Below are 23,799 nucleotides of genomic sequence, written 5' to 3' on the forward strand. Positions count from 1 at the left end.
CAGTTGCCAGTTGCCAGTTGCCAGTTGCCAGTTGCCAGTTGCCAGTAAAAAAGAACGTCATGTCGAGCGCAGTCGAGACATGACGTTCAACCAAAACCTCCCTCTATGCCCGACTCTCCCGCTGCCACGCCCTGGCTGGACCTGACCACGCCCATTACCGACCAGATGCTGCACTGGCCCGACAATGCCCCGGTGCACATTCGCCTGACGCGCAGCATGGCCTGGGGCGACGCGGCCAACGTGACCGAGCTGAGCCTGAGCGCCCACACCGCCACCCACGTGGACGCCCCGCGCCACTTCCTGGCCGACGGCGCCGACGTGACCCGGCTGGACCTGCACACGCTCATGGGCCCGGCCCGGGTGGTGCGCATCGAGCACGCCGCCTTTGTCACCCGCGAGGAGCTGGAGCAGCAGCTGCCCGACCTGCCGCCCGGCGCCCGCCTGCTCTTCCGCACCCGCAACACCGAGCGGACCTGGGCCGCGCAGCCCTTCACCCAGGACTTCGTGAAAGTGCGGGCCGACGCGGCCGAGTGGCTGCGCGAAAAGCAGGTGGTGTGCGTGGGCGTCGACTACCTCTCCGTCGGGCCGGCCGATACCCATAAGATTCTGCTCGGGGCGGGCATCACCGTCATCGAGGGCCTGAACCTGGCCCCCGCCGAGCCGGGCCCCTACGAGCTGCTCTGCCTGCCCCTGCTCATCGAAGGCGCCGACGGCGCCCCGGCCCGCTGCATTGCCCGACGGCTTTAGGTGAAACAGTGAGTTGGTGAACTGGTGAGTGTCGTGCTGCTTGCGCAAACCGCGCAGTTTGACCTCCCAAACGTCAAACTCACTATTTCACCAGTTTACCATTTCACCATTTCACTAAATCACCGCATGAGCAACACCCAAATCGGCATCGTCGGCCTCGGCAAGATGGGCGCCGCCCTGGCCCAGCAGGCGGCCGAAAAAGGCTACCCCGTGGTGGGCATGGACCTGCGCCCCCGGCCCGACCTCGAATCGGATATGATTGACATCGTGCCGACGTTGCCGGAGCTGGCCCAGCGGCTGCAGCGGCCCCGCAAGGTCTTTCTGTACATCCCGGCTGGGGCGGCCGTCGACGGCATCATCGAGCAGCTGCTCGGGGTGCTGGAGCCCGGCGACATCATCGTCGACGGCGGCAACTCCTACTGGGGCGACTCCATCCGGCGGGCCAAGCGCCTGACAGAGCGCGGCATCCACTTCCTCGACTGCGGCACCAGCGGCGGCCCCGGCGGTGCCCGCAGCGGCGCCTGCTACATGGTGGGCGGCGACGCCGACGCGGTGGCCCTGCTGCGCGACTTCTTCGTGGCCACGGCCGTGCCCGACGGATTTCTGCACACCGGCCCGGCCGGCACCGGGCACTACGTGAAGCTGGTGCACAACGGCATCGAGTTCGGCATGCTGCAGGCCATTGCCGAGGGCATGGGCCTGCTCACCCACTTCCGCGAAAAGCTGGATATCAGCGCCATCCTGCAGCTCTGGAACAACGGCTCGGTGGTGCGCAGCTGGCTGATCGAACTGATGAAGAAAACCTACGACCAGGAAGGCGGCTTCACCGTGCCCAGCTACATCGAGGACACCGGCGAGGTGAACTGGCTGGTGGCCGATGCCCTGCACATGGAAGTGCCCATCCCGGTCATCACGCAGTCGGTGGTGCAGCTCTTCACCTCCCGCGACAAAGACCCAACCTGGGCCAAAGCCATTGCCATGATGCGCCACGGCTTCGGCGGCCACCCCTACGGCGAGGACGCGGGCATCCGGCACGAGCGGCAGTTCGGGCGCGTGGGCGAGTACGAGCAGCCCGAAGAAACCGGCGAGCAGCCCGAGAATAACCCGAAGTGAATGGATAATTCTGAATTATGAATTCTGAATTTTGCCTGACCCCGATTCAGAATTCATAATTCTCCATTCATCATTCACTCAGCCATGCACAAGGGTCGGCTTGAAGCCTTCAGCGACGGTGTACTCGCCATCATCATTACCATTATGGTGCTGGAAATCAAGGTGCCGCACGGCGGGGGCACCCTGGCCGAGCTGAAGCCCCTGGTGCCGGTGGCGCTGAGCTACCTGCTCAGCTTCATCTACATCGGCATCTATTGGAACAACCACCACCACATGCTCAGCAGCGCCACGCGCATCAGCGGGGCGGTGCTCTGGGCCAACCTGCACCTGCTGTTCTGGTTGTCTTTGGTGCCCTTTGCCACCGACTGGATGGGCGAAAACCACTTTGCCCCGGCCACGCTCACTCTCTACGGCGTTGTACTGCTGCTGGCGGGCGTGGCGTACTGGGTGCTGCAGCGCCTGATCATCCGCGACGACGGCCCCGACTCCACTCTGGCCCACGCCATCGGCAAGGACCTGAAGGGCAAAGCCTCGCCCCCGCTCTACATGCTGGGCATCCTGGCCTCGTTCTGGCAGCCCTGGCTGTCAGGGGCCGTTTACGTGTTCGTGGCGCTGATGTGGCTGATTCCCGACCGCCGCATCGAACGCACGCTGGCCCGCAAAGCCGCCGGGCCGATGGGGCACTGAGGTAGACAGAAAGTACCCTGAACGTCATGCTGAGCGCAGCCGAGACATCTCGCCAGATAGTAGTGTCATGCCGAGCTTGTCGAAGCATCTCTACCGCTGCGTTGCATTGTATCTGACGAAGCGGTAGAGACGCTTCGACAGGCGGACGCCAGATGAAGCATGACCGTTCTTATTGTTGTCGTTCAACAAAGCCCGCGAAATGTTTCGTTGCGCTCTGCATGACGTGCCGGAGGTGACTGTCTGAACGAAGCCAGCCGATGCACTTGGTCTGGCGCGGGCGTTGTAAGTTGGCGGACCGCGGCCGCCGTTGCGCCGGGGCCTTCACCTGCTCGCTTATGCCTCCCGCCTGGTTTCGTTTGCTGCTGGCCGCGCCCCTGGGCCTGCTGGGCCTGCTCCCACTCTACCGCGTCCAGCCGGCGGCCTCTGCCCCTGCTTCGACCACGGTTCCGGCCGACCCCATTATCAGCGCGGCCACCATCGGGCGCTATCTGCGGGCGGTATCATCGGATGATATGCTGGGGCGCAAGCCCTTTACCGAGGGCGAAAAGCGCATCACCGCCTACCTGGCGGCGGAATTCAAGCGCCTGGGGCTGCAACCGGCGCCGGGCGGCAGCTACTTTCAGCCGGTGCCCTTGGTGGAAATAACCGGCACGCCCGCATCTACCCTGCAGATCAGGGGCGGCAAGGGCCCGGCGCTCAGCTTGGACTATAAGACCGACTTTGTGGCCTTCACCCAGCGTGAGCAGCCCGAAGTGGCCGTTACCAACTCCCCGTTGGTCTTTGCCGGCTACGGCGTGACGGCGCCCGAGTACGGCTGGGACGACTACCAGGGCCTCGACGTGAAGGGCAAGACGGTGGTGGTACTCGTCAACGACCCGGGCAACGCGGGCGCGGATACCACCCTGTTCCGCGGCAAGGCCATGACCTACTACGGCCGCTGGACCTACAAATACGAGGAAGCCGCCCGCCACGGCGCCGCCGCCGTGCTCATCGTGCACGATACCCAGCCGGCGGCCTACCCCTGGTCGGTGGTGCTGAGCGGGGCCATCAGCCCCAAACTGCGCGCCCAGACGGCTAACCAAGGGGCCGACAAGTGCGCCCTGGAAGGTTGGCTGACCCTGGAGGCGGCCAAGCGGCTGTTTCAGGCGGCCGGGCAGGACTACGAGGCGCTCTATAAAGCCGCCAATGCCAAGGGCTTTCGGCCGCGCCCGCTCGGGAACCTCACGCTCACGGGCAGCATCCGTAACCAGCTGCGCCGCCAGACCTCGCAGAACGTGCTGGGGGTGCTGCCCGGCTCCCAGCGCCCCGACGAGTACATCATCTACTCCGCGCACTGGGACCATTTCGGCGTCGGCAAGGCCATCGAGGGCGACTCCATCTACAACGGCGCGGTGGACGACGGTACCGGCCTGGCCGCCCTGCTCAGCATTGCCGAAGCCTTTCAGCGGGACAAGCAGAAACCCCAGCGCACCATCGTGTTCCTGGCCGTGACGGCCGAGGAACAGGGCCTGCTCGGCTCGGCCTACTATGCCCAGCACCCGCCGTTCCCGCTCAACAAGACGGTGGCCGACCTGAACATGGACATGCTCTGGCCCTACGGCCCGATGAAGGATTTGACGGTTATCGGCTACGGCCAGTCGGAGCTGGAGGACTACGCCCGGGCGGCGGCCAAGGCCCAGGACCGCTACCTCTTGCCCGACCAGACGCCCGAAACCGGCATGTTCTACCGCTCCGACCACTTCAGCTTTGCCCACATGGGCGTGCCTTCCCTCTACGCCGCCGGCGGCTCCGAGAGCCGCGCCCACGGCAAGGACTTCATTGCCCAGAAGCGCCGCCAGTACACCACCAGCATGTACCACAAGCCCGCCGATCAGTTCGACGCCGGCTGGGACCTGTGGGGCATTGCCCAGGACGCGGAGCTGTACTACCTAGTGGGCCGGCGCCTGGCCGCCGAAACTACCTTCCCCCAGTGGCGCCCGGGTTCGGAGTTTCGGGCAGCGCGGGAGAAGAGCATGGGAAAATGATCCGGCGCCCTGCTCCGATGCTACGGCTGCACTTGCTCAGGCAGGTGGCCTGCGAGGATTGGCTGTTGACGACTGAACCCGCCCAAGTCACTTTTGAATCCTCGGAAGTCTTTAGCTAATCCTCGGAAATCCTTAGCTAACCCTCCGAAGCCCTTGGCGAATCCTCCGAAGCCCTTGGCGAATCCTCGGAAGTGACTTCCTAATCCTCCGAAGTCCTTACTAAACCTTCGGAAGTTCTTACCGAATCCTCCCAAGTCACTTCCTAACCCTCGGAAGTGACTTGGGAGGATTCATTTGTGAGGTATAGCAGTTTCTTGAACGGGGTATTGGGCATGTAGAGACGCGTATTCGTATCCCGCCGTTGAACGGCGCGCGGCGCGCGCGCCAAGACGCGAATACGTGTCTTGACCCCATTCGTGAAACCGCTGTATACGGCTAAAATTCAGTGCTGGCACTGATGTGGTGCGACGCGCGGCCCTGCATTTTGGGATGCTTTTCGGCCAGGCCGGCCGGAGCACTGTTTACCCACCACTTTCCCTTACTATCATGGCGTACAAGCTGCGCGACTCCGAATCCATTACCAAGGCCAAGCAACGCCTGGCCGGACTCAATGCTATTGACCCTTCGGGCAAACTCGATCTGGGCAACGGCTATGGCACCGAAAGCCTGGCGACCAAAATTGACGATACGGAAGCTCGACTTAAAATTTACAACGAGGCCCTCAAAACCCTCAGCAGCCTGAAAAACGAGGTCGACAAGGCCGAAAAAGAGCTGGACAAGTTTTCGTCGGGGGTGCTGACGGCCGTGGGCCAGAAGTTTACCAAGGACAGCAACCAGTACGAGCAGGCCGGCGGTACCCGCGAAAGTAATCGGGTCAAGCGCGCCTCGAAGGCCCGCAGCAAGCCGGCCGTAGCGTAAGCCCGACCACCTTGCTCACAAAACCGCCGCGCCTTCCCGGGAAAGCGCGGCGGTTTTGTTGGGTGTCGTGCCGGTGTGCCCCGCCACCCCGGCCGGCACGGGCCTTGGGCTTTGCTTTTTGGTTTCGGACCCGCCGGGCGTAGCTGGATGCTCCCGGCCCGGCGGCGGCCCGGCGACCAAGCCGGGCGGCGCTGCGGGTACCCCGGCGCTTCAGGCCGGCCGGGCAGCGGGGCTGGACTGGTTTTTGAGCCGCACCCGGCCTCAGCCCGGGAGTTACCGGCGGGGCTGACCCGGATATTGCGCCCGCCATTCGTCAGCCTATTGCTTATTCCTTGCATGAAAAAACTTCTTCTCTTCGCCCTGCTCAGTCTGCTGACGCTGCCGGCGTACTGCCAGATGGACCACACGACGCTGGTGGAGCTGTTCTTCACGGAGTACACCGCCCTCGGCCCCGACAAAGCCCTTGAACACCTCTACGCCACCAGTGCCGCGCCGCAGCGCAACCGGGCCGCCTTCGAGCAGCAGCGCGCGGCGCTGCGCCAGCTGACCCCGGAAGCCGTAGGGCGGTACTACGGCCGGCAGCTTCTCCGGACAGACGGCCTGAGCTGGAACCTGGCGGCCAGCTCCTACCTGGTGCGCTTCGAGCAGCAGCCCGTGCGCTTCACCTTCACGTTCTACAAAGCCAACGACCGGTGGGGCCTGTATTCTTTTAAGGTGGACACCGACCTGGCGGAGGAGCTGACCGAACGGCTCCGCCTGAACTACCCGCTCGTGGAAATCCGGCAGCCGTAAGCGGCCGGGCCACGTTCGGCTTGCGGCGCGCCAGCAGGCCTGCAGCCCCCGAACAGCGAAGCCGCGGGTCCGCCCTTACAGGCGCGGGTCCACGGCTTCGCTTTCCAGGGCCAGCACGCCGAACACGCACTGGTGCACCTGCCGCAGCGGCTGCCCGGCCACGAAGCGCTCCAGGCCTTCCACGCCGAGGGCGAATTCGCGCAGGGCCAGGTTGCGCTTGCTCTTCACGTTCCGTTCGCGCAGGCGCTCCAGGTGGCCGGGCAGCAGGTAGTCGGGGCCGTAGATGATGCGCAGGTACTCCCGGCCGCGGCACTTCAGGGCGGGCTGCACCAGGTTTTTCTGGCCCGCGGGAATGAAGTCGTAGGGCTTCACCACCATGCCTTCGCCACCGCGGGCGGTCAGGTCCAGCCACCACTGGGTGGCGGCCTCCACGTCGGGAATGTCGCGCAGCGTCACCACCCGGTAGGACGTGGCGCGTAGCAGGCCTTCGTCGGCGCGGCAGATGGTGCGCAGGGTTTCCATGTGCCAGGCGTGGTCCCGGTCGAAATAGGTGCGCCCCTCGGTGGCCAGCAGGTGGAAGGGCGCCAGGCGCAGGTCCGCGAGGCTTCCCACCGGCCAGCAGTAGCGGCGGTAGGCCTCGGCGTAGTGCTCGGCCGCCGACTGCCGGGCCACGGTGCGGGCCAATAGCGCTTCGATGCCGTCGAGGCCGCGGGTGGCGGCCTGGCTGAGCACGGCGGCGGCTTCGGGCAGGGCGGCGGTAGCGGCCGACGCCACGGCGGCGTACTGGTTTTTGATCAATTCCTGGGCCTTAGCCGACCAGGGCATCAGCTCCGCGTCGAGGCACAGCCAGTCGGTACCGAACCGCTCCCAGAAGCCGCTGGTCGTCAGGGCCGCTTGCAGCCGGGCGAGGAAGGCAGATTCTAAGTCGGCGTCGGTGAAGAAGTTGCGGCCGGTGCGGGTGTACACCTTGCCCGGCCCCTCGCCCACCACCCCGAAACGGCGGCGGGCGGCGGCTTCGTCGCGGGCCAGCACCACCACCACGCGGCTGCCCATGTGCTTTTCCTCGCACACCACCCGCTCCACGCCCTGCCGGCGGAAGTAGTCGAAGGCTTCGGCCGGGTGCTCCAGCAGATCGGGCAAGGCCGAGGTTTCCGAGGGCGACATGGTGGGCGGCAGATACAGCAGCCACTTCGGGTTCAGGGCAAAGCGCGACATGACCTCCAGTGCGGCGGCCGCGTTTTCCTCCCGAATCGTGACCGAGGGCAGCAGCCGCGTCTTCACAATCTGCTTGCCCATCACGTCGCGCAGGTCCAGCACCTCGTCGTGCTGCTGCTGGGCAGAGAGGTGAGTTGTCCGTTGTTGGTTGTCAGTTGTCAGGTCGTTCTGGTGGTCGGCCCCATCTTCACCAACAACGGACAACGGATTACTGACAACTCCCCGCAGCGGCCGCACCGACTCGCAGTAGACTGCGGCGGCGGGCACCGTGACCAGTTCCCGCTCGGGGTAGCGCAGGGCGGTGAGGCGGCCGCCGAACACGCAGCCGGTATCGATGTCGATGGTGTTGTTGAGCCATTCGGGCTCGGGCACGGGCGTGTGGCCGTACACCACCGTGGCCCGGCCGCGGTACTCGGCGGCCCAGGGGTAGCGCACCGGCAGCCCGAACTCGTCGATTTCCCCGGTGGTTTCGCCAAACAGGGCAAAAGCCCGCACGGCGCCCGAGCCGCGGCCCTGCATTTCTTCGCGCAGGCCGGCGTGGGCCACCACCAGGCGGCCCTCGTCGAGCACGTAGTGGCTCACCAGCGCGTCGAGAAACTGCCGCACCTGGTTTTTGAAGGTGTCCGACTCGCCGGCCAGCTGCTGCAGGGTGGCGGCAAAGCCGTGCTGCTCGTTCACCTGCTTGCCGCTCAGGTGGCGCAGCAGCTTGATGTCGTGGTTGCCGGGCACGCACAGGGCCAGCCCGTCCTGCACCATGCGCATCACCAGGCGCAGCACCGCCGGGGAGTCGGGGCCGCGGTCCACCAGGTCGCCGAGGAAGACGACCTTGCGCGGGGCCTCACCCCCCGGCCCCCTCTCCAAAAGAGAGGGGGAGCCTGATGACTGGGTAGCGTCCGGGTCATTGGAAGGGAGCCGGCCGGCGGCCGGGCCGTCGGGACGGCGGCTGACGCGCACGCCCAGGTCGCGCACGTCCTGCACCGGCTCGTTTTCCACGGCGTAGCCCAGCCGGTCGAGCAGCTGCAGCAGCTCGTGGTAGCAGCCGTGCACGTCGCCGATGATGTCGAAGGGGCCGGTTTCGTGGCGCCGGTTGTTGTGCAGCGGGTCGCGCACCACGGCCTGCACCGCGTCGATTTCCTCGGGGCCGCGCAGGTGGTAGATGTGGCGAAACCCCTCGCCTTTCAGCAGCTTCAGGGAGCGGCGCAGCTGCTGGCGCTGCTGGGGCACCACGTGCCGGCCCAGGTGCTGCCGCTCGGCGCGCTGGCGGTTACGGTCCTCGGCCACGCGGTCGGGCACGTCGAGCACGACGGCGGCGGGCAGCACGTGGTAGTCGCGGGCCAGCTGCACCAGCGACTTGCGCGCCTCCGGCTGCACGTTGGTGGCGTCGACCACGGTGAGCAGGCCGCGCTTCAGGCGCAGGCCCACCAGGTAGTGCAGCAGGGCAAAGGCGTCGGTGGTGGCGCCCTGGTCGTTTTCGTCGTCGGCCACCAGCGCCCGGCACTGGTCGGACGACACAATTTCGGTGCTGCGGAACAGCCGGCGGGCAAAGGTGCTCTTGCCCGCTCCCGAGGTACCGATGAGCAGCACCAGGGAAAGTTCGGGGAGCTTGAGGGAGGTCAGGGGCATGGGTAAGGGGCGTATATTAAGCCGCTTTCGATACTGGGTAAGTCCGGTAAAAATGCGCAAACTCCGCTAACGGCGGCTTTTCTGATGAAGATATCCGTCGAGCAAATGATTCGGGAGGGCGACATCAGCCCGCTGCGCTGGGGCATGAATGCCGCCGACCTGGCGCCGATTCTCACCGACAACCCGCTGGACGACTGGGCCACCGGCCGCATCGGTCGGCAGACGCTGTTGAACGTCGACGGGGTGGAGTTCTACTTTGTGGAGCGCCGCCAAGGCCTGTGGATGCTGCTCGTTGCGGCCTGGCGCATCGCGCCCGCTGCGGCAAGCAGCTGCTTTGATTTTGGCTGGATCAACCAGGAGCTGACTTACGCCGAAACGCAGCGGCAGCTGGTTCAGCGCGGCTGGCCCTACGAGGTCATGCGCGACCCGCTCAACCAGCATCACCCGTTGCTGGTCATCGGCCGGCACGCCTGGGTTTACTTCGACGACGAAGGTGAACTAAGGAAGCGGCCGATCCAGAAAATCTGCCTGCACAACCCCGTCGACGCCCCGAGCCATTACGCACGACTGAAGCCCGGGCAGCAGGAATAACGTTCTTATCAGAGAAACTCGCGCGGAGCCGCAACGCCCAGGCCGGTAGTTCTGCTCGTCAGCAGCTGGTTGGGCCGAGGCCTACTTCCGCACAAACGCCACCTGCCCATCCTTGTAGGTTTCCAGCAGGCGCGGCTGCAGCTTGCCCCAGTACGTGAGGGTGCGGCCGGTCCGGGCATCCTTGTGCAGACGAAAGAGTACGTCGCCGGACTTAAGCTGCTGGAACCCGGCGCCGTCGAGGCCCTGCACGAAGATGACCTGGGCGTCGGTGGGCGTGCCGGTGGCGCGCACTTTCAGCTTCATGAACGTCTGCTGGCCTTCCACGCTCAGCTGCCCACCGAGGGCGCCATTCTGCGGCTGCAGGCCCAGCTTCCAGGTCATGGCCATGCTGTAGCCGGCCAGGGCTTTCACGGGTTCTTCCTCGTAGAGGTAGGCGCCGGCCCAATTGGCGACGCCGGCCGCATTGGGGCTGGCAAAAAAGAGCGTGGACCAGGCAGCGAGGGGCAACAGCAGCGTTGTCATGGCGGCAAAAGCGTTGGTGGAACCCTGCTTCTAACGAAAAGAAGGCCCCCACGGTCGAGCGTTGATTACCCAACCCATACCAGAATAGGTGAGCAGCAACCTATCCGAACGTCATGCTTGAGCCCCGCCAAGCATGACGACCGGTTTTAACGTCGTGGGCTATTTCGCCACGCTCGTCACCCGGAATTCCACCCGGCGGTTAAGCTTACGCGTTTCTTCCCGCTCGTTGCTGGCCCGCGGCTCGGCCCCGCCCAGGCCCACCCCGCTGATGCGCTCGGCGGCCACGCCGTGGCTGACGAGGTAGGTCTTGACGGCCGCCACGCGCTGCTCGCTCAGCTCCACGTTTTTCTGCGCGTCGCCCACGTTATCGGTGTGGCCGCGCAGCTCGATGCTCATGCCGGGGTTCTGGGCGAGCAGGGCGGCCAGCTGGTCGAGGGCGGCGAAGGACGAGGGCAGCAGCGCGGCCTGGCCCTGCTCGAACTGCACCTTGTCGAGGGCCGTGACGGTGCCCACGCCCAGGGGCCGCAGCAGGATATCCTGCGCCGAAGCGCCGGGTGGCAGCAGGTAGAGGCTGTCGGCGGCGAGGTAGCCGGCCAGCTGCGCCTCGGCCGCGTACGAAAAGCCGGGCTGGGCCGTGAAGCTGAAGGCACCGTCGGCGGCGACGGGCACGGCCCGGCCGCGCAGGCGCAGCTGGGCCCGCGGCAGGGGCTGAAACGTGACGGCATCGAGCACGCGCCCGCGCCAGGTGGCGCTGGCCGGGGCGGCAGCTACCGCAGCGGGCGCCGGGTCGGCCGGCGGCGGGGGGCTGCGCCGAAACAGGTTGCAGCCGGCCAGATCGGTATACACGCCGCGGTGCACCCGGCGGGCGTCGCGGAACGAGAGGTCGACCTCGTACACCGACTTGGGCCCGGCCAGGTACAGGCGGCGCTGCCCGCTGGCGTCCTTCTGCATCAGCAAGTCGCTGTAGCCGCCGCGCTCGGGCAGCCCGTCGATGGGCAGCAGATCGGGGTCGGCTTTGAGGGTGCCCAGGTCGATGCGCAGCACGGCGCCGTCGGTGCTGTAGACCTCGTAGAGCGTGCCCTTGTCGTCGAGGCAGAAGTTGGCGTGGGTGCCGGCGCCGGCAAAGCCGATGGCCGGGTAGTAGGGCGCCTGCTGCACCGGGTCGTGGGTCCACACCACCGTCACGCGGCCGTCGGCGGGGCTCACGCGCACGAGCTGGTTGGCGTCGGAGGTAATGAAGTAGAGGCGGCCCCACTCGTCGGTGGCGGCCGAAATCCAGACGCTTTCCCCGCCCTGGGCCGGCAGCTGCCACTCGGTGTAGCCGCCCTGCCGGGTGGCCGGGTCGTAGCGGTACACGTACTCGGGCGCGTTGGTGGGCGCCTTCGTCACGGCGTAGAGGCAGTTGTCGAAGCCCTTGGCCAGGGCGTAGGACTGAAAGGGCAGCACCTGCCGGTGCACCTTGGGCGGCGCCGAAAGGTCGTCGGTATTGAACTCGTGAATCGTGCGGCAGTCGTCCTCCCAGATGCCGTTGTGGGCGCGCAGGGCCGCAATGCCGTACATCTTGTCGTCGCAGCCTGGCTCAGCGGCGCGTTTGGGCGCGGGCGCACTGGCCGCTGCGGCGGCCGTGGGGGCGTTGCCCACAAACGCAAACGACTCGACCAGTTGCCGGCCTTCGGCAAGGTAGCGCCGCTCGGCCGCCGCTGCCCGGTATTCCACCTGAAACACCTGCCCGCCGCGCCATAGCCGGCGCCCCAGCACGCGGGTGCGGCCGGCGGCGCCCGGGGCCGCGTAGGTGTAGTCGTAGCTGAGCTCCTGGAAGGTGCCGGCGTCGTGCTCGGTCAGGCGCAGCACCTGACTACGGGGCAGGGCCCGCAGGCGGCGCCACAGCGTGTCCTGCTGCCCCTGGGCCAGCGGGTTCGGCGCGTGCGGGGCCTGGGGCCGCACGCGGGCGGTCAGTTCGACGGCGGCCGGCGGGGCCTGGGGCGAGCCGCCGGCGTAGAAAGTCACCGCGCCGGCCTGCTGGCTGACCTGCCAGGTGGAGGGGTACGTGAGCCGGTAACCCAGGCGGGCATCGGTGTAGGCCTGGCCCGCCGCCGGAGTCTGCGCGTGCAGGAGCGGCCCGCACAGCATCAGCAAAACCAGCGTCAGCAAAACCTTCATAGGCAACAAAACAAACTCGGCGCGCAACGACCGAACTACGGCGTTCGGCCGGCCTATTAACGCGAAGTTACGCCCGGTTTGCTCCCTGCGGCCGCAATTTACCGCCGCCCGCCGGCCCACGCAGATGGCTTCGGGTGTAGTCTACGGCTGATAATCAAGCAGAAGCCTGGCCTGAAGCAATTCCATAACGAGTAAAAAGGTGCGTCCTGCTCCTCCGGCGTCCGCGCTGCCGAACCGTAGAAAGGCCTACCGCTTCGCCAGGCTCCCCCGAAGAAGGCTTAATGCGCATTCCTTCTTCGGAGAGCGAGCCGGGGGTGGGGCGCAACGTCAGCCCGCGAGATGCCTCGGCTGCGCTGGACACGACGGGCAGCCAAATTCAACGAAGCGCTAGAGCTGCTTGGCTCCGCCTTCCTGCGGTTCGACCGGCGGACGTCAGATCAGTCATGACGTTCAAAAGGCACTTTCCCGCTCAACCGACCAGCTGCTAACCCCGTCTGGTTTTTTACCCAACAGGCAGCCCCCGGTCCTACGCCGACAGCGCCTCCGGCGCGGCCCACTCACCGGCGGCGGCCTCCAGGGTTTCGGGGTGCATGATGTGGCGGCGGTGCTGCTGGCCCCAGGTGCGCAGCGACTCGATGACCGGGTAGAGCGTGCGGCCGTAGGCGGCCAGCGTGTACGTGACAGCCACCGGGGCCGCATCGGCCTGGACATGACGGATGATGAGTCCGTTGATTTCCAGCTCCTTCAACTCCTTGCTGAGCATTTTGGCCGTGATGCCGGCCACCTCGCGCTGCAGCTGCTTGAAGCGCCGCGGACCGCTGGTGAGGCCCACGATGATGGGCAGCTTCCACTTACCGCCGAGCAGGTCGAGGGCGTCGCGCACGGGGCGCATGGCAGCGTTGCATTCCTGGGGCGTATGCGGGGTCGACGAGTTGGGGAGCATGGGGCAAAGGTCGTTAGAAATCAGGCCGCTATACCGGGGCACACCGGTATACTTCGGTAAACCGCTATCCGGAATACACCGCGGCCCGGGCACTTTTACGGGCAGTTGCGGGCCCCTGGCGGTCCGCCGTTCGTCCCACTCTCCACCGTTACGTCGATGGCACTCAACAAGAAAACCCTCGTGGCCGGGCTGGCCACGGCCGTACCCGCGCTGCTGATTACGGCCAGCGGCATCATGAAGCTCACCGGCAGCCCCGAAATCAAGGCCGGCATGGAAAAAATGGGCGCGGCCGAGCTGATTGTGCCGCTGGGCCTGATGGAGCTGGCCTTTACCGCCCTGTTCCTCTTCCCGCGCACCATGAAGCTGGGGTTGCTGCTGCTCACCAGCTACTTCGCCGGCGCCATTGCCACCGACCTCACCCACGGCAAAAGCCCCGGCCCGGCCGCGCTGATCCTGGCCCTGGTCTGGGTTGCCGCCTTCGTGCGCGACCGGTCGGCCTTCCTGCCCGCTGCGCCGCGGGCGCAGGCCTGACAGAGGCGTCGTCAGCAACCAAGGCCCGCCAACGAGGAGCAGCACGCCCGCATGTACCCGGAACGGTGGGTCTACCACTATGGCACCGGCACCCTTGTCGACGCCAACCAGTCGGCTGCGAGGAGTTGGCCCGAGCGGAAAGGTCCACGGCGTGGGGCGCGGGCAGTAGGCAACCAGCGCCTTATCTTGACGGGTTCCTACTACAACCCTCCCTATCCAGCATGGACGAAAGCGGATTTTACCGGGTGGAGCTGACCGGTGCGCGGGTACCGGTCAGCTTCGCCGCGATACACGCGCTGCGCCAGGATATTCTGCTGTATTTCGACGATAACCTCGGGGAGGGAATCAACGTGCTGCTGCCCTACGAGCAGCTCTGCCAGCCGTATTGGCAGTTTCTCTCCATCGGGTTCGATCAGGAACGGGCCGAGTCGGCGCACTACCAGAAGCTGGTAGAGGAAGGCTGCCTCGCCCTGCTTAACGGCCTCGCACTGGATCTGCTTGACCAGCCCCCTGCGCCGGAAAGTCCGCACTGGCAGAGCTTCGACATCGAACTGATTCTGCGCTACATCCAGCAGTATCAGCCCGCTTCGCCCCGCTTGGCTACGGCCCGGCAGCATCTGCTCCGCACGTACGACTTCATTCGCCGCTTCGGCCCTCACGACACCAACGCCGACGGCCTGCTGGTCGGGTTTGACCCGGCACCAGCCGGCGCTTGGTTCGATCGGGAAATCGTGCAGGCTTATTTCCGCTGGCATACCTCGTCCAGAGGGCTCAACCCGTAGCGCCGAAGTTGAATTCGCGCCTTTACCGCTCAAACACCGCCAGCTGCGAAGGCGCCCCCACCTCCGCGTCCGGCGGCCCCAGCGGCTCCACGCGCAGGCGGTAGCCGTGCCGCGCGGCCACGCCCGCGGCCCAGGCCTCGAACTGCGCCCGCGTCCACTCGAAGCGGTGGTCGTGGTGGCGGAACTGCCCGGCCGAGAGGGTTTCGTAGCGCTGGTTGTAGTCGGCGTTGGGCGTGGTGACAAGCACGGCGCCGGGCCGGGCCCGGGCAAACACCACCTGCTCGAACGTGGCCAGCCGGCTTTCGTCGAGGTGCTCGATAACTTCCACCACGGCCGCCGCGTCGTAGCCGGCCAGGCGCGGGTCGTGGTAGAGCAAGGAGCCCTGCGTGAGCGTGAGCCGCTCGCGCTGCCGCGGGGGCATTTCGGCCACGTGCAGCCGCTGCTGCGCCCGCTGCAGCTCCTGCCACGACACGTCCAGGGCCAGGATGTGCTCGATCTGCGGCAGGCGCAGCAGGCGGCGCACCAGCTGCCCCTCGCCGCAGCCCAAATCGAGCACCCGCTGGGCCCCGAGGCGCTGGATTTCCTCGGTCACGCGGTCGAGGCGCAGCGCGTGCAGCTTCTGGGTTTTCTCGTCGGCGGGCGCCGGTTCGCCCGCCGCTTCCGCCCCGCCGATGGCGGCCGTTTCCGTATCGTCCGACGCGGGCTCGTCGGCGGCCAGCAGGCGCGCCAGCGTGGGGTTCACGTACTGGGCCAGGTTGCGCAGGTAGCGGCGGGTGATAAACTCCCGCTCGGGGTGCTCGGGCAGCCAGCCGGCCCCGCGCAGCAGCAGCTTTTCGGCCTCGGCCTGGTTGATCCAGTAGTGCTTGTCGCCGCGGTCGAGCACGGGCAGCAGCACGTAGAGGTGGCTGAGCAAGTCGCGCAGGCGCCGGGCCGGGTGGCGCAGGCGCAGGGTGAAGTAGCGGCCCGCGCCCCAGGCCGGCACGGTGGGGTCGAGCGGGTGCGCTTCGGCCTCCACCGCGTAGCCCAGCGGTCCGAACAGGCGGTGCAGCTGCTCGGCCCCGGCGGCCGGCACCACCGCCACCGTGGCTTCCAGCGGCAGCAGGGTGTCGGGCAGTTCGGGGCGGTCCTTGCAGGTGCCATTCATGGCCGTGTTGAAGGCCTTGGCCAGGGCCGCGCTCAGAAACGACGACGCCACGTAGGGCCGGTCGTTGACGTACTGCTCCAGCGCAAAGCCCTCCCCCGCCGGCCCGCGGTGGTTGCGCACCAGCCCGATGGGGTCGAGGTCGAGCAGCAGGGCGGCGGTGCAGCGCTCCGCGGTGGCTTCGGGGTAGAAAATATGGGCGTGGCCCGCCGCCACCTCCAGCGTCTGCAGGCGGGCGGGGTTCTTGTGCAGTAGGTAGCCCAGGTCGGTGGCGGGCTGGTGGGTGGTGGTAATGGTGAGCAGCATAGCTGTAATATCGATACGAATCGGCCTGCGGAAGGCCTTTCGGGGCAAGATAGAGCCGTTTGCCGGTGGTGCCTCGTCGCCGGCCCGCCGGGGCCACTTTCCGGCCGCCGCCGTCACCCGCCGCAGCCCAGCGGCCCCAGCCGGTTAGCGCCCCCCTTCCCGGAGCCGCGCTTTTTCGCCGAAGCGGCGGCTATCCTGGCCGAAGGAGCGCGGCCGGGCGCGCCGGGTTAGCTATTTTTGTCGGCTGAAAAGCTCCCATTGGTTTCCCTCCACCCCTCTATGAAGAAGTTCGTTACCCTGTTCGCGTTGCTGGCCCTCGGTACCGTTGCGGCGCACGCCCAGTACCTGCCCGGCGCTGAGCGCAAAAAATACATGCTGCCCAAAAAGGACAGCGAGTGCCCCTACGTGCAGAACGTGACCAAGAACACGGAGGACGACCAGGAAGTGGAAGGCACTTTCACCCGCCTAGCCTACCGCCCCTACAGCGAGCTGCTGACGGAAATCAACGAGCTGCGGAAAATGAACAACTGGGCCGACTCGACCTACCAGCGCCGCTTCAACACCCTGCCCGCCGGCGGGACGCTCACCATCATCATGCACCGCAAAGGCCCCAAAAACGCCGACCCCAGCCTGCTCACCGTGGCGGCTTTGACCAAGGACGGCCAGCCGCTGATGAGCCAGCAGCTCACGCCCGGCACCGGCCGCTTCTGGAACCGCGACCTGTACCTGAGCACGCGCACCATACCTTTTGTTAAAACCGAGCAAGCCGGCCCCGTATCGGTCATCATCACCGACGCCAAGCTCAAGCAACACTTTGATTACATTGTCAATACGCAGCAATAACCTATAGCACGAGCGTTGACAGCAAACGCGGGCCGCAACGAACAGCACCAGTACAGTCTGCTCACCGCGGCCCGCGTTTTTCCAAATGGGTGCGGCTATTTTTTGTTGAGCCGCGCCCATTGCACGGCTATCAGCGTCTTGGCGTCGCGCCACTCGCGGGCGTCCATTTCGGCCCGGCTCAGGCGCAGCAGGGTGATATTTTCGTTTTCGCTCGCGACGCCGCCGCCCGCGCCGCTTTGCTGGCTAACCTCGGCGTAGTAGATGCCAATCGTTTCGGCGTTGCCGCCCGGCGAGGGAAAGATGGTGACGATGTGCTCCAGGTGGTCGACCTCGGCGTAGCCCAGCTCCTCCTCGATTTCGCGGCGCAGCGCCTCTTCCGGCGACTCGTGGCCTTTGTCGAGCATGCCGGCGGCAATTTCTTCCACCTCCTGCTCGGCCCCGATGCGGAACTGCCGCACGAAAACATATTCCTGCTTGTTGGTGTCATACACCAGCGCAGCCACGGCGCGACCCGGCTCAAACCGCTCGCGCGTGAGCTGCTGGTCGCCGTCCTGCACGGTGAGTTTGCGCAGCTTATAGAAGCCGTCGTAAACCGTTTCTACCTTTGTAATCTTCATGGGGTGGATTGGCTAGGGTTCGAACCTCGTTCCTTACGCCAAATATGCGGGCCAATGTTCGGCCTGCAGCCCACTCCGCCGCATTTCTTTTCCCATCGATTTTGACATTTGACGACCTTCACCTGCTGCCCGAGATTCTGAAATCTCTGCACGCCGCGGGCTATGAGCGCCCCACGCCGATCCAGCAGCAGGCCATTCCGCACGTGCTCGACGCCCGCGACCTGCTGGGCGTGGCCCAGACCGGTACCGGCAAAACCGCCGCCTTCACGCTGCCGCTGCTCCAGCGCCTGCACCTGGCCCGGCCCGCGCACCAGCCCACCGGCCCCCGCGCCGTGCGCGCCCTCATCCTGACGCCCACGCGCGAGCTGGCCATTCAGATTGGGGAGAGCTTCGAGAGCTACGGCAGCCACCTGCCGCTGCGCCACGCCGTTATTTTCGGCGGTGTGAGCCAGCACCCGCAGGTGCAGGCCCTCAAGCGCGGCGTCGACGTGCTGGTGGCCACCCCCGGCCGTCTGCTCGACCTCATCAACCAGGGCTTCATCGACCTGAAGCGCCTGGAAATCTTCGTGCTCGATGAAGCTGACCGCATGCTCGACATGGGCTTCATCAACGATATCCGGCGCATTCTGCCCCTGCTGCCCAAGCAGCGGCAGTCGCTGTTCTTCTCGGCTACCATGCCGCCCACCATCCGCGAGCTGGCCGATACCATCCTGCGCAACCCGGTGCCGGTGGCCGTGACGCCCGTCTCGAGCACCGCCGAAACGGTGGAGCAGGTGGTGTATCTGGTGGATAAAACCGACAAGCCCTACCTGCTGCTGGAAGTGCTGGAAGACCCCGCGCTGCGCCGCGTGCTCGTTTTCAGCCGCACCAAGCACGGCGCCGACCGCGTGGCCAAGGGCCTGAACGCAAAAGGCATCGGAGCCGAGGCCATCCACGGCAACAAGTCGCAGAATGCCCGGCAGCGGGCCCTGCAGAACTTCAAGTCGGGCGAAACCCGGGTGCTGGTGGCCACCGACCTGGCCGCCCGCGGCATCGACGTGGACGAGCTGAGCCACGTGGTAAACTACGAGCTGCCCAACGAGCCCGAAACCTACGTGCACCGCATCGGCCGCACCGGCCGCGCCGGCGCCGAGGGCCGGGCCCTCTCCTTCTGCGACGCGGAGGAGCGCGCCTACCTGCAGGACATTCAGCGCCTGATCAACCAGCAGATTACGGTGGTCGACACCCACTCCTACGCCCAGAACGACGTGGAGCCGGTGCCGCTGAAGGGCCCCAACATCACCAAGCCCAAAGGTTCGGCCGGCCGGCCGCCGCGCTCCGGCCCTCGTCCCGAGCGTGGTGGCTCGGCCCCGAAAGCCCCCAAAGCCGCTACCGGCGGCGGACGCTCGGCTGCCTCGGCCCCGCGCCCCAAGACGGAGCGCAGCGGCCAGCAGCGCTCCGGCACGGCTCCGGCGGGAGGCAGTGGTGGCGCGGGCAACGGCCGCTCCGGCCGGCGCCGCAGCCGCAACTCCCGGCCCAACCGCCCATCGTAGTTCGTTTCTGATTTCGCCGCCCGTCCTGCCAGGACGGGCGGCTTTTTTTAGGCCTTTCAGCAGCGTCTGGTGCGAACAAATTTCCGGGGACGACGCTTATAGGGAAGCCCGGCGGCTGCCGGGCCTTGCATGTGCCATTTCACTTCCGCGTTTTTATGGCTAGCTGTTCCCTTTCGGTTATTGAGGCGCTGCGCACCACGGCCCAACGCCTGAGCACGCAGGCGCCCTACCAATGGGGCCACATGGGCAGCTGCAACTGCGGCCACCTCGCCCAGACCATCACGCGCCTGAGCAAGGCCTAAATCCATGCCCGCGCCCTGCAGCGCCACGGCGACTGGCACCAGCAGCTGCGCGACTACTGCCCCACCAGCGGCCTGCCCATCGATGACACCATCGACGAGATGCTGGCGGCCGGCTTCACCCGCACCGACCTGGCCCACCTCGAACGCCTGTCCGACCCGGCCATCCGCGCCGCCATTCCGTTTGAGCGGCGTGAGGCCCTGCGCCACAACCAGCGCGACGACGTGGTGCTGTACCTGCGCACCTGGGCGCAGCTGCTGGAAGCCCAGTGGCTGGCTGGGGTTGAGTTGCCCGAGTGGCAGCTAGCGTCGGCCGCGACAGTTACCGAGTAAGCCCAGCGGAACGGTTACCGTACCCCCGCAACGCAACGCGCCCCACTTGACGAGCTGTCAGGTGGGGCGCGTTGCGTTGCGGGGGCCGCGTTGGGCCAGCCGGGTTACTTGATGGCGTTCGGATTGCTGCTCTGGGCCTCGCGGTAGCCCTCGGCCCGGTGACTGCGCTTGTAGGCAGCATCGGCGTTGGGGTCTTGTTCAGCATTCGGCGGGGGCGTGCACGACGTGGCCAGCACGGCCACCCAGGCAAATAAAGCGAGCAGGCAGGTCTTCTTCATGCCCCAAAGGTAAGCAGCGCCCGTTGATTCCGGCAAGGTCTAAATGAGATGTATGCCTAGGATTCGTTCCGATCATCTTTTCTGCGGGAGTTTACGGAAGAGCACACGGCCGGAAACCGATGGCGGAAGGCGTTTACAAAATGATGTCATTGCAGGCGAGGCCGATTATAAGCAACCCTATTGTTTACATACTCACACCAATGCAAAACACAGTAAGTAGGCACGCGCCCTGGTTTTACATTTCCACACCCAAAATCATCATCCGTGAAAAAGCTAAGCGAGTTGGCTAATCATTCGCTTCATAACAATATCACTTTACCCATAGAATGGCCAGACCTTATTTTTAGCAAAATACTGACTCACCAGCGCCCAAATGGGCTGCAAATATCTGCACCATAAATTTTAAACTAATCCTTTAAAAACGACACATCCTTCAGCCACTACACAACCACAAGCCGGACTTAAATACAAATGATTAATAACTCTGATAATAAACATGTTAAACAATAGCATATGACACTATTAACCATCTAGAATTCGCAACCTGACAACTTAAACTATACTACTACACCACCCCTTAAACAGCAGCCTTTGCCCTTAAACGGTTACGATATAACGTAACCAAACATGTCCGGCCACCTATCAGCAGTAGTTAATGTAACTTAAGCACACCCAAGGGTCATTGACCTTCGTCAATTGATCAGATATCCTCTGTGGATGGGCTAAAGTCCGTGAAGGTGCCGTCGTTGTAGAAGACCAGTACCCGACGAATCGTTTTGGGAGGCTTAGCGGGAACGGCGGCCTGAGCCAGGGCCATTACCGCCGATGCCATTGCTGGCACGGGAGGGGCGTCGGGTAGCGGTGGGGCCGCAACTGGCGGGGGCTGTGGGAGCGGCAAAGCCGGTGCAATAGGCGCGTCCAGCGGCGCAGCGGCGCGCAGCTCAGCTTCGGGCTGCTCAGGGGCTCGGGCGGCTTTGGAGGGGCGCCGGGATTGGGCCACGGGCTCCGAGGCTGCTACGAGGCGCTCCGGCTGCTTAGCAACCGTGTCGGCAGGGCTTTCCGCGGCCAGCATTGCTCCCTGGCCGGTCAGCAGCCAGGGCATGGCCACATCCGGGAAGGCGGCAATGATTTTCTGAACCACCTCCAGGCTGGGTTTATTGCGCCCTCCCAGTATGTGGCTGATAATAGGACGTGCTACCCCAATTGTATCCGCAAACTGCGTAGGGCTTAGCTGGCGGGCTTGTAGAAGCTGGCGGATTCGGTCGACCATAGTGCGGGAGCTGTATTTACAAAACTATTAACATCCCGGCAGACCCTCACCAAACGGGCGGCTTTATGATTCCACAACCATCCGTTACAATAATAAACAGAGGCAAGAGCGAATTTACATTAATAACACATGTAAACCACCTGACTACATAAGTAACAGTTGTAATCCAGCCGTTTCTTCATCCTTATACTGTTACCGTCCCGCTCGTTGGTTGCTCCCGGAGGAAGAGTGCCAGTGCCGGCTACGACCCTGCCCGCTCAGCCTTGCGCCGCCCGGCCACCGCAGCAGACGACAGGACCCAGAAAAACCAAAGCCGCCGCTTCCCCCAATTGGGAAGCGGCGGCTTTGGCAATGCGGTCCTGCGTAGGTTCGCCTCCGGCGGCGAGTAATCAGGTGCTGAAGTATTCCTGAGCCAGGGCCTTGTCGTGCCCGTAGATGTCGTCGCGGAAATGCAGGTTGCCGGCATCATCCACCCAGGCGGTGAAGTATACCAGGTACACCGGCAGCTTCTCGGGCAGGGTCACGTACTGCTCCTTCCCTTCCGCCACGGTCTGCTGGATTTTGCTCATGTCCCAGCCGGGCTTGTTGCGCAGCAGGTACTCGGCCAGTACCAGGGGTTTCTCGACGCGCACGCAGCCGTGGCTGAAGCCACGCTTGGCCTGGCTGAACAGCTCGTCGTGCGGGGTGTCGTGCAGGTAGATGTCCTGCGAGTTCGGGAACAGGAATTTCACGTCGCCCAAATCGTTCTTGGGGCCCGGCCGCCGGCGCAGCGTGTAGCGCCAGGTATTCGGAGTCAGGTTGGCCCAGTCGATGCTGGTCGGGTCGACGGGTGTGGCTTTGGCCCCGGAGCCCTTCACCACTTCCATGTCGAGGCGGTCGAGCGTGCCGTGGGGGTCGGCCGCCAGCTTGTTGCGCAGCTCCTTGTCGATGATGCTGTAGGGCACGTTCCAGTACGGGGCCACGACCACGTACTCCATCTTGTCGCTGAACACCGGCGTTGCGTTCAGGGTCTTGCCCACGATAACGCGCATGTCCAGGGCCGGCTTGCCATTCTCGTACACCCACATGTGGTAGTCGGGAATGTTTACGAGCAGGTAGTTCGGCTCGAAGCGCTTGGGTATCCAGCGCCAGCGTTCCATGTTCACGATGATCTGGTCGATGCGGCGCTGCAGCGGTACGTTGAGCAGGGTTACCGTTTCGGGCGTCAGGCGGCCGTCGGCTTTCAGCCCGGTCTGCTGCTGAAACGCCTTCACCGCATCCGCCAGCTCAGCGTCGTACTGGTGCGACTCGCGGGGCGCGGTAGCCGCCGGCTGGCCGGGCTTGTTCGACACCGGCACGGCCTGCATCGGGGCGTTGGCTACGGCCGGGCTGGGCGTGCCGTCGGGGTTGAAGCCGAGCAGGCGGCGCCGCAGCGCGGGCACCACCGCCGACGAGTCGCCGGGGCGTAGCGCCTTCTTCACGGCGGGCACGGGCAGCCAGCCGCCGTTGCGTTGCATGGCGCGGTAGCCGGCCAGCGCCTTCCGCAGCCGGTCGTACTCGGGGTGCAAAGGCGCGAATTCGTAGTACGGATAAGTACTTTCGCGCTCCTGCAGTATGGTCATGAGGGCCTTGTGCAACTTGATTTTGTTGCGCTTAACCTTCCAATCGATGTTTTTTACTTCGCGCGGATCCACGATGCCGCGGTAGAAGTCGTCGGCCCAGTTGAAGTACGTGGCCGACAGCGCCACGTCGATTTCCTTTTCGAGGGCGTTGCGCGCCGTGGTGTCCGGCGCTTTTTTGATCTGCGCAAAGAGCTGCTCGAAGTCGACGACCTTATACTTTTTGGGGTCGAGGCCGTTTTCGCCGGCCTTGCTTAACTCGGTGAGCATGCGTTCCGTCTGGGGCACCAGCTGGTGGTTCTTGAACCACCCAAGGCGGCCGTCGCGCTCCTTGTAGAACTTCTTGCCCCACTCGATTTCGTTTTTGAACGCGGGCTTGGCGGCCATGTACTTCTCGACGTACACGGTATCGACGTGGGGCTGCGGGCCGGTGGTCAGGTCCTTGCCGGGCAAAATGCCGGCGGCTGCATCCTGCACTTTCTCTTTCTGCTCCTGGCTACACGCACTGGTAACCAGCAGCAGGCAGAAAGCCAGCCACAGCATGAGGGTGGAAAGGAAAACGGATTGAACCGATGATTTCATTGGGGAGGGTGGAAAAACAATGCGGCAAGTGGTGCGCATCCGCGGTGGCAGGCCCAAACGCTCGTTTGGCCGCGGCGGCGCTTGCCCCGTTGTACTCCGTCGGTGGGCGGCGGGTTGCCTTGCTCCTGCGGTTTCCAGCCTGCAAGATAGCCGAAAACCGCAGTGCCGAAAACATTTCTAAACAGATATATATCCGCTGCCGGCGCCTCGCTTTGGGTTATCGGCTGCCCGCTTAGCCCCATATTTGCGGTGCCGTCGCCCACCCCGGCCGAGCTGGCTGCTGGCCCGGCAGCGGCGGCTGCTCCGATGGATTCCGGCCGGTGGCCTAAACCCGCCCGCCGCCCCGCCGGTT

General features: G+C 65.2%; 22 protein-coding genes. 13 read left to right on the plus strand and 9 right to left on the minus strand.

Annotated elements, in window-relative coordinates; all coding sequences use genetic code 11:
* Positions 1–105: 105 nt before the first annotated feature.
* From DLM85_RS05270 to DLM85_RS05295, 6 genes are all read left to right on the plus strand, one after another.
* Positions 106–747 (plus strand): cyclase family protein, encoded by a 642-nt coding sequence (locus DLM85_RS05270; RefSeq protein WP_111476991.1) that lies wholly within the window; start codon positions 106–108, stop codon positions 745–747.
* A 126-nt stretch (positions 748–873) separates the two neighbouring features.
* A complete protein-coding gene (locus DLM85_RS05275; RefSeq protein WP_111476992.1) occupies positions 874–1,860 on the plus strand; it encodes an NADP(+)-dependent, decarboxylating phosphogluconate dehydrogenase in 987 nt (328 codons plus the stop codon).
* 84 nt (positions 1,861–1,944) lie between these two features.
* The gene (locus DLM85_RS05280; protein ID WP_111476993.1) at positions 1,945–2,547 is read left to right on the plus strand and encodes a TMEM175 family protein; all 603 of its coding nucleotides are present in this window, start codon (positions 1,945–1,947) and stop codon (positions 2,545–2,547) included.
* Positions 2,548–2,882: 335 nt separating this feature from the next.
* Positions 2,883–4,571, plus strand: a complete 1,689-nt coding sequence (locus tag DLM85_RS05285; protein WP_165822013.1) for a M28 family metallopeptidase — start codon at positions 2,883–2,885, stop codon at positions 4,569–4,571.
* 546 nt (positions 4,572–5,117) lie between these two features.
* Positions 5,118–5,489, plus strand: coding sequence for a hypothetical protein (locus DLM85_RS05290; protein WP_111476995.1), 372 nt, complete (start codon positions 5,118–5,120; stop codon positions 5,487–5,489).
* A 336-nt stretch (positions 5,490–5,825) separates the two neighbouring features.
* Positions 5,826–6,281 (plus strand): hypothetical protein, encoded by a 456-nt coding sequence (locus DLM85_RS05295; RefSeq protein WP_111476996.1) that lies wholly within the window; start codon positions 5,826–5,828, stop codon positions 6,279–6,281.
* 75 nt (positions 6,282–6,356) lie between these two features.
* Here the strand turns inward: DLM85_RS05295 and DLM85_RS05300 are convergent, their stop codons facing one another.
* Positions 6,357–9,119, minus strand: coding sequence for a polynucleotide kinase-phosphatase (locus DLM85_RS05300; protein ID WP_111476997.1), 2,763 nt, complete (start codon positions 9,117–9,119; stop codon positions 6,357–6,359).
* Between the two features lie 84 nt (positions 9,120–9,203).
* Between DLM85_RS05300 and DLM85_RS05305 the strand changes: the two genes are divergently transcribed.
* Positions 9,204–9,710: a hypothetical protein gene (locus DLM85_RS05305; protein WP_133256913.1), complete on the plus strand. Its 507-nt coding sequence runs from the start codon at positions 9,204–9,206 to the stop codon at positions 9,708–9,710.
* Positions 9,711–9,791: 81 nt separating this feature from the next.
* Here DLM85_RS05305 and DLM85_RS05310 read toward each other — a convergent pair whose 3' ends face one another.
* From DLM85_RS05310 to DLM85_RS05320, 3 genes are all read right to left on the minus strand, one after another.
* Positions 9,792–10,232, minus strand: coding sequence for a DUF5991 domain-containing protein (locus tag DLM85_RS05310; RefSeq protein ID WP_111476999.1), 441 nt, complete (start codon positions 10,230–10,232; stop codon positions 9,792–9,794).
* A gap of 159 nt (positions 10,233–10,391) precedes the next feature.
* Entirely contained in the window at positions 10,392–12,392 is a 2,001-nt protein-coding gene (locus DLM85_RS05315) for an OmpA family protein (protein ID WP_207890957.1), read from the minus strand.
* A gap of 526 nt (positions 12,393–12,918) precedes the next feature.
* On the minus strand, positions 12,919–13,335 hold the full coding sequence (locus DLM85_RS05320) for a winged helix-turn-helix transcriptional regulator (RefSeq protein ID WP_111477000.1): 417 nt from the start codon (positions 13,333–13,335) through the stop codon (positions 12,919–12,921).
* A gap of 156 nt (positions 13,336–13,491) precedes the next feature.
* Between DLM85_RS05320 and DLM85_RS05325 the strand changes: the two genes are divergently transcribed.
* Both DLM85_RS05325 and DLM85_RS05330 read left to right on the plus strand, forming a co-directional pair.
* Positions 13,492–13,866, plus strand: a complete 375-nt coding sequence (locus tag DLM85_RS05325) for a DoxX family protein (RefSeq protein ID WP_111477001.1) — start codon at positions 13,492–13,494, stop codon at positions 13,864–13,866.
* Between the two features lie 221 nt (positions 13,867–14,087).
* Positions 14,088–14,648 (plus strand): hypothetical protein, encoded by a 561-nt coding sequence (locus tag DLM85_RS05330; protein ID WP_111477002.1) that lies wholly within the window; start codon positions 14,088–14,090, stop codon positions 14,646–14,648.
* 22 nt (positions 14,649–14,670) lie between these two features.
* Here DLM85_RS05330 and DLM85_RS05335 read toward each other — a convergent pair whose 3' ends face one another.
* On the minus strand, positions 14,671–16,095 hold the full coding sequence (locus DLM85_RS05335) for a 3' terminal RNA ribose 2'-O-methyltransferase Hen1 (protein ID WP_111477003.1): 1,425 nt from the start codon (positions 16,093–16,095) through the stop codon (positions 14,671–14,673).
* Between the two features lie 279 nt (positions 16,096–16,374).
* Here DLM85_RS05335 and DLM85_RS05340 point away from each other — a divergent pair, with 279 nt between their 5' ends.
* The gene (locus DLM85_RS05340) at positions 16,375–16,938 is read left to right on the plus strand and encodes a hypothetical protein (RefSeq protein WP_111477004.1); all 564 of its coding nucleotides are present in this window, start codon (positions 16,375–16,377) and stop codon (positions 16,936–16,938) included.
* A 95-nt stretch (positions 16,939–17,033) separates the two neighbouring features.
* Here DLM85_RS05340 and DLM85_RS05345 read toward each other — a convergent pair whose 3' ends face one another.
* Positions 17,034–17,555 carry an NUDIX domain-containing protein gene (locus DLM85_RS05345; RefSeq protein WP_111477005.1) on the minus strand — a complete coding sequence of 174 codons (522 nt, stop codon included), beginning with the start codon at positions 17,553–17,555 and terminating at the stop codon, positions 17,034–17,036.
* A gap of 101 nt (positions 17,556–17,656) precedes the next feature.
* Here DLM85_RS05345 and DLM85_RS05350 point away from each other — a divergent pair, with 101 nt between their 5' ends.
* The 3 genes from DLM85_RS05350 (at position 17,657) to DLM85_RS05355 (ending at position 19,719) form a co-directional block, all read left to right on the plus strand.
* On the plus strand, positions 17,657–19,087 hold the full coding sequence (locus tag DLM85_RS05350; RefSeq protein ID WP_111477006.1) for a DEAD/DEAH box helicase: 1,431 nt from the start codon (positions 17,657–17,659) through the stop codon (positions 19,085–19,087).
* Between the two features lie 155 nt (positions 19,088–19,242).
* Complete coding sequence (locus DLM85_RS25910; RefSeq protein ID WP_243635867.1) at positions 19,243–19,389, plus strand: hypothetical protein; 147 nt, start codon at positions 19,243–19,245, stop codon at positions 19,387–19,389.
* A gap of 99 nt (positions 19,390–19,488) precedes the next feature.
* Positions 19,489–19,719, plus strand: coding sequence for a hypothetical protein (locus DLM85_RS05355; protein ID WP_341537756.1), 231 nt, complete (start codon positions 19,489–19,491; stop codon positions 19,717–19,719).
* Positions 19,720–19,823: 104 nt separating this feature from the next.
* Here the strand turns inward: DLM85_RS05355 and DLM85_RS25350 are convergent, their stop codons facing one another.
* From DLM85_RS25350 to DLM85_RS05365, 3 genes are all read right to left on the minus strand, one after another.
* A complete protein-coding gene (locus DLM85_RS25350; RefSeq protein WP_165822014.1) occupies positions 19,824–19,997 on the minus strand; it encodes a hypothetical protein in 174 nt (57 codons plus the stop codon).
* Between the two features lie 700 nt (positions 19,998–20,697).
* On the minus strand, positions 20,698–21,267 hold the full coding sequence (locus DLM85_RS26330) for a helix-turn-helix domain-containing protein (RefSeq protein ID WP_111477007.1): 570 nt from the start codon (positions 21,265–21,267) through the stop codon (positions 20,698–20,700).
* 389 nt (positions 21,268–21,656) lie between these two features.
* Entirely contained in the window at positions 21,657–23,447 is a 1,791-nt protein-coding gene (locus DLM85_RS05365; protein WP_111477008.1) for a L,D-transpeptidase family protein, read from the minus strand.
* Between the last annotated feature and the right edge of the window lie 352 nt (positions 23,448–23,799).

Source organism: Hymenobacter edaphi (assembly GCF_003258365.1).
GTDB classification, from domain to species: Bacteria; Bacteroidota; Bacteroidia; order Cytophagales; family Hymenobacteraceae; genus Solirubrum; species Solirubrum edaphi.

Coding starts and splice junctions, on each gene's coding strand:
- DLM85_RS05270 (WP_111476991.1), top strand. CDS start 106: ATGCCCGACTCTCCCGCTGCCACGCCCTGGCTGGACCTGACCACGCCC.
- DLM85_RS05275 (WP_111476992.1), top strand. CDS start 874: ATGAGCAACACCCAAATCGGCATCGTCGGCCTCGGCAAGATGGGCGCC.
- DLM85_RS05280 (WP_111476993.1), top strand. CDS start 1,945: ATGCACAAGGGTCGGCTTGAAGCCTTCAGCGACGGTGTACTCGCCATC.
- DLM85_RS05285 (WP_165822013.1), top strand. CDS start 2,883: ATGCCTCCCGCCTGGTTTCGTTTGCTGCTGGCCGCGCCCCTGGGCCTG.
- DLM85_RS05290 (WP_111476995.1), top strand. CDS start 5,118: ATGGCGTACAAGCTGCGCGACTCCGAATCCATTACCAAGGCCAAGCAA.
- DLM85_RS05295 (WP_111476996.1), top strand. CDS start 5,826: ATGAAAAAACTTCTTCTCTTCGCCCTGCTCAGTCTGCTGACGCTGCCG.
- DLM85_RS05300 (WP_111476997.1), bottom strand. CDS start 9,119: ATGCCCCTGACCTCCCTCAAGCTCCCCGAACTTTCCCTGGTGCTGCTC.
- DLM85_RS05305 (WP_133256913.1), top strand. CDS start 9,204: ATGAAGATATCCGTCGAGCAAATGATTCGGGAGGGCGACATCAGCCCG.
- DLM85_RS05310 (WP_111476999.1), bottom strand. CDS start 10,232: ATGACAACGCTGCTGTTGCCCCTCGCTGCCTGGTCCACGCTCTTTTTT.
- DLM85_RS05315 (WP_207890957.1), bottom strand. CDS start 12,392: ATGAAGGTTTTGCTGACGCTGGTTTTGCTGATGCTGTGCGGGCCGCTC.
- DLM85_RS05320 (WP_111477000.1), bottom strand. CDS start 13,335: ATGCTCCCCAACTCGTCGACCCCGCATACGCCCCAGGAATGCAACGCT.
- DLM85_RS05325 (WP_111477001.1), top strand. CDS start 13,492: ATGGCACTCAACAAGAAAACCCTCGTGGCCGGGCTGGCCACGGCCGTA.
- DLM85_RS05330 (WP_111477002.1), top strand. CDS start 14,088: ATGGACGAAAGCGGATTTTACCGGGTGGAGCTGACCGGTGCGCGGGTA.
- DLM85_RS05335 (WP_111477003.1), bottom strand. CDS start 16,095: ATGCTGCTCACCATTACCACCACCCACCAGCCCGCCACCGACCTGGGC.
- DLM85_RS05340 (WP_111477004.1), top strand. CDS start 16,375: ATGAAGAAGTTCGTTACCCTGTTCGCGTTGCTGGCCCTCGGTACCGTT.
- DLM85_RS05345 (WP_111477005.1), bottom strand. CDS start 17,555: ATGAAGATTACAAAGGTAGAAACGGTTTACGACGGCTTCTATAAGCTG.
- DLM85_RS25910 (WP_243635867.1), top strand. CDS start 19,243: ATGGCTAGCTGTTCCCTTTCGGTTATTGAGGCGCTGCGCACCACGGCC.
- DLM85_RS05355 (WP_341537756.1), top strand. CDS start 19,489: ATGCTGGCGGCCGGCTTCACCCGCACCGACCTGGCCCACCTCGAACGC.
- DLM85_RS25350 (WP_165822014.1), bottom strand. CDS start 19,997: ATGAAGAAGACCTGCCTGCTCGCTTTATTTGCCTGGGTGGCCGTGCTG.
- DLM85_RS26330 (WP_111477007.1), bottom strand. CDS start 21,267: ATGGTCGACCGAATCCGCCAGCTTCTACAAGCCCGCCAGCTAAGCCCT.
- DLM85_RS05365 (WP_111477008.1), bottom strand. CDS start 23,447: ATGAAATCATCGGTTCAATCCGTTTTCCTTTCCACCCTCATGCTGTGG.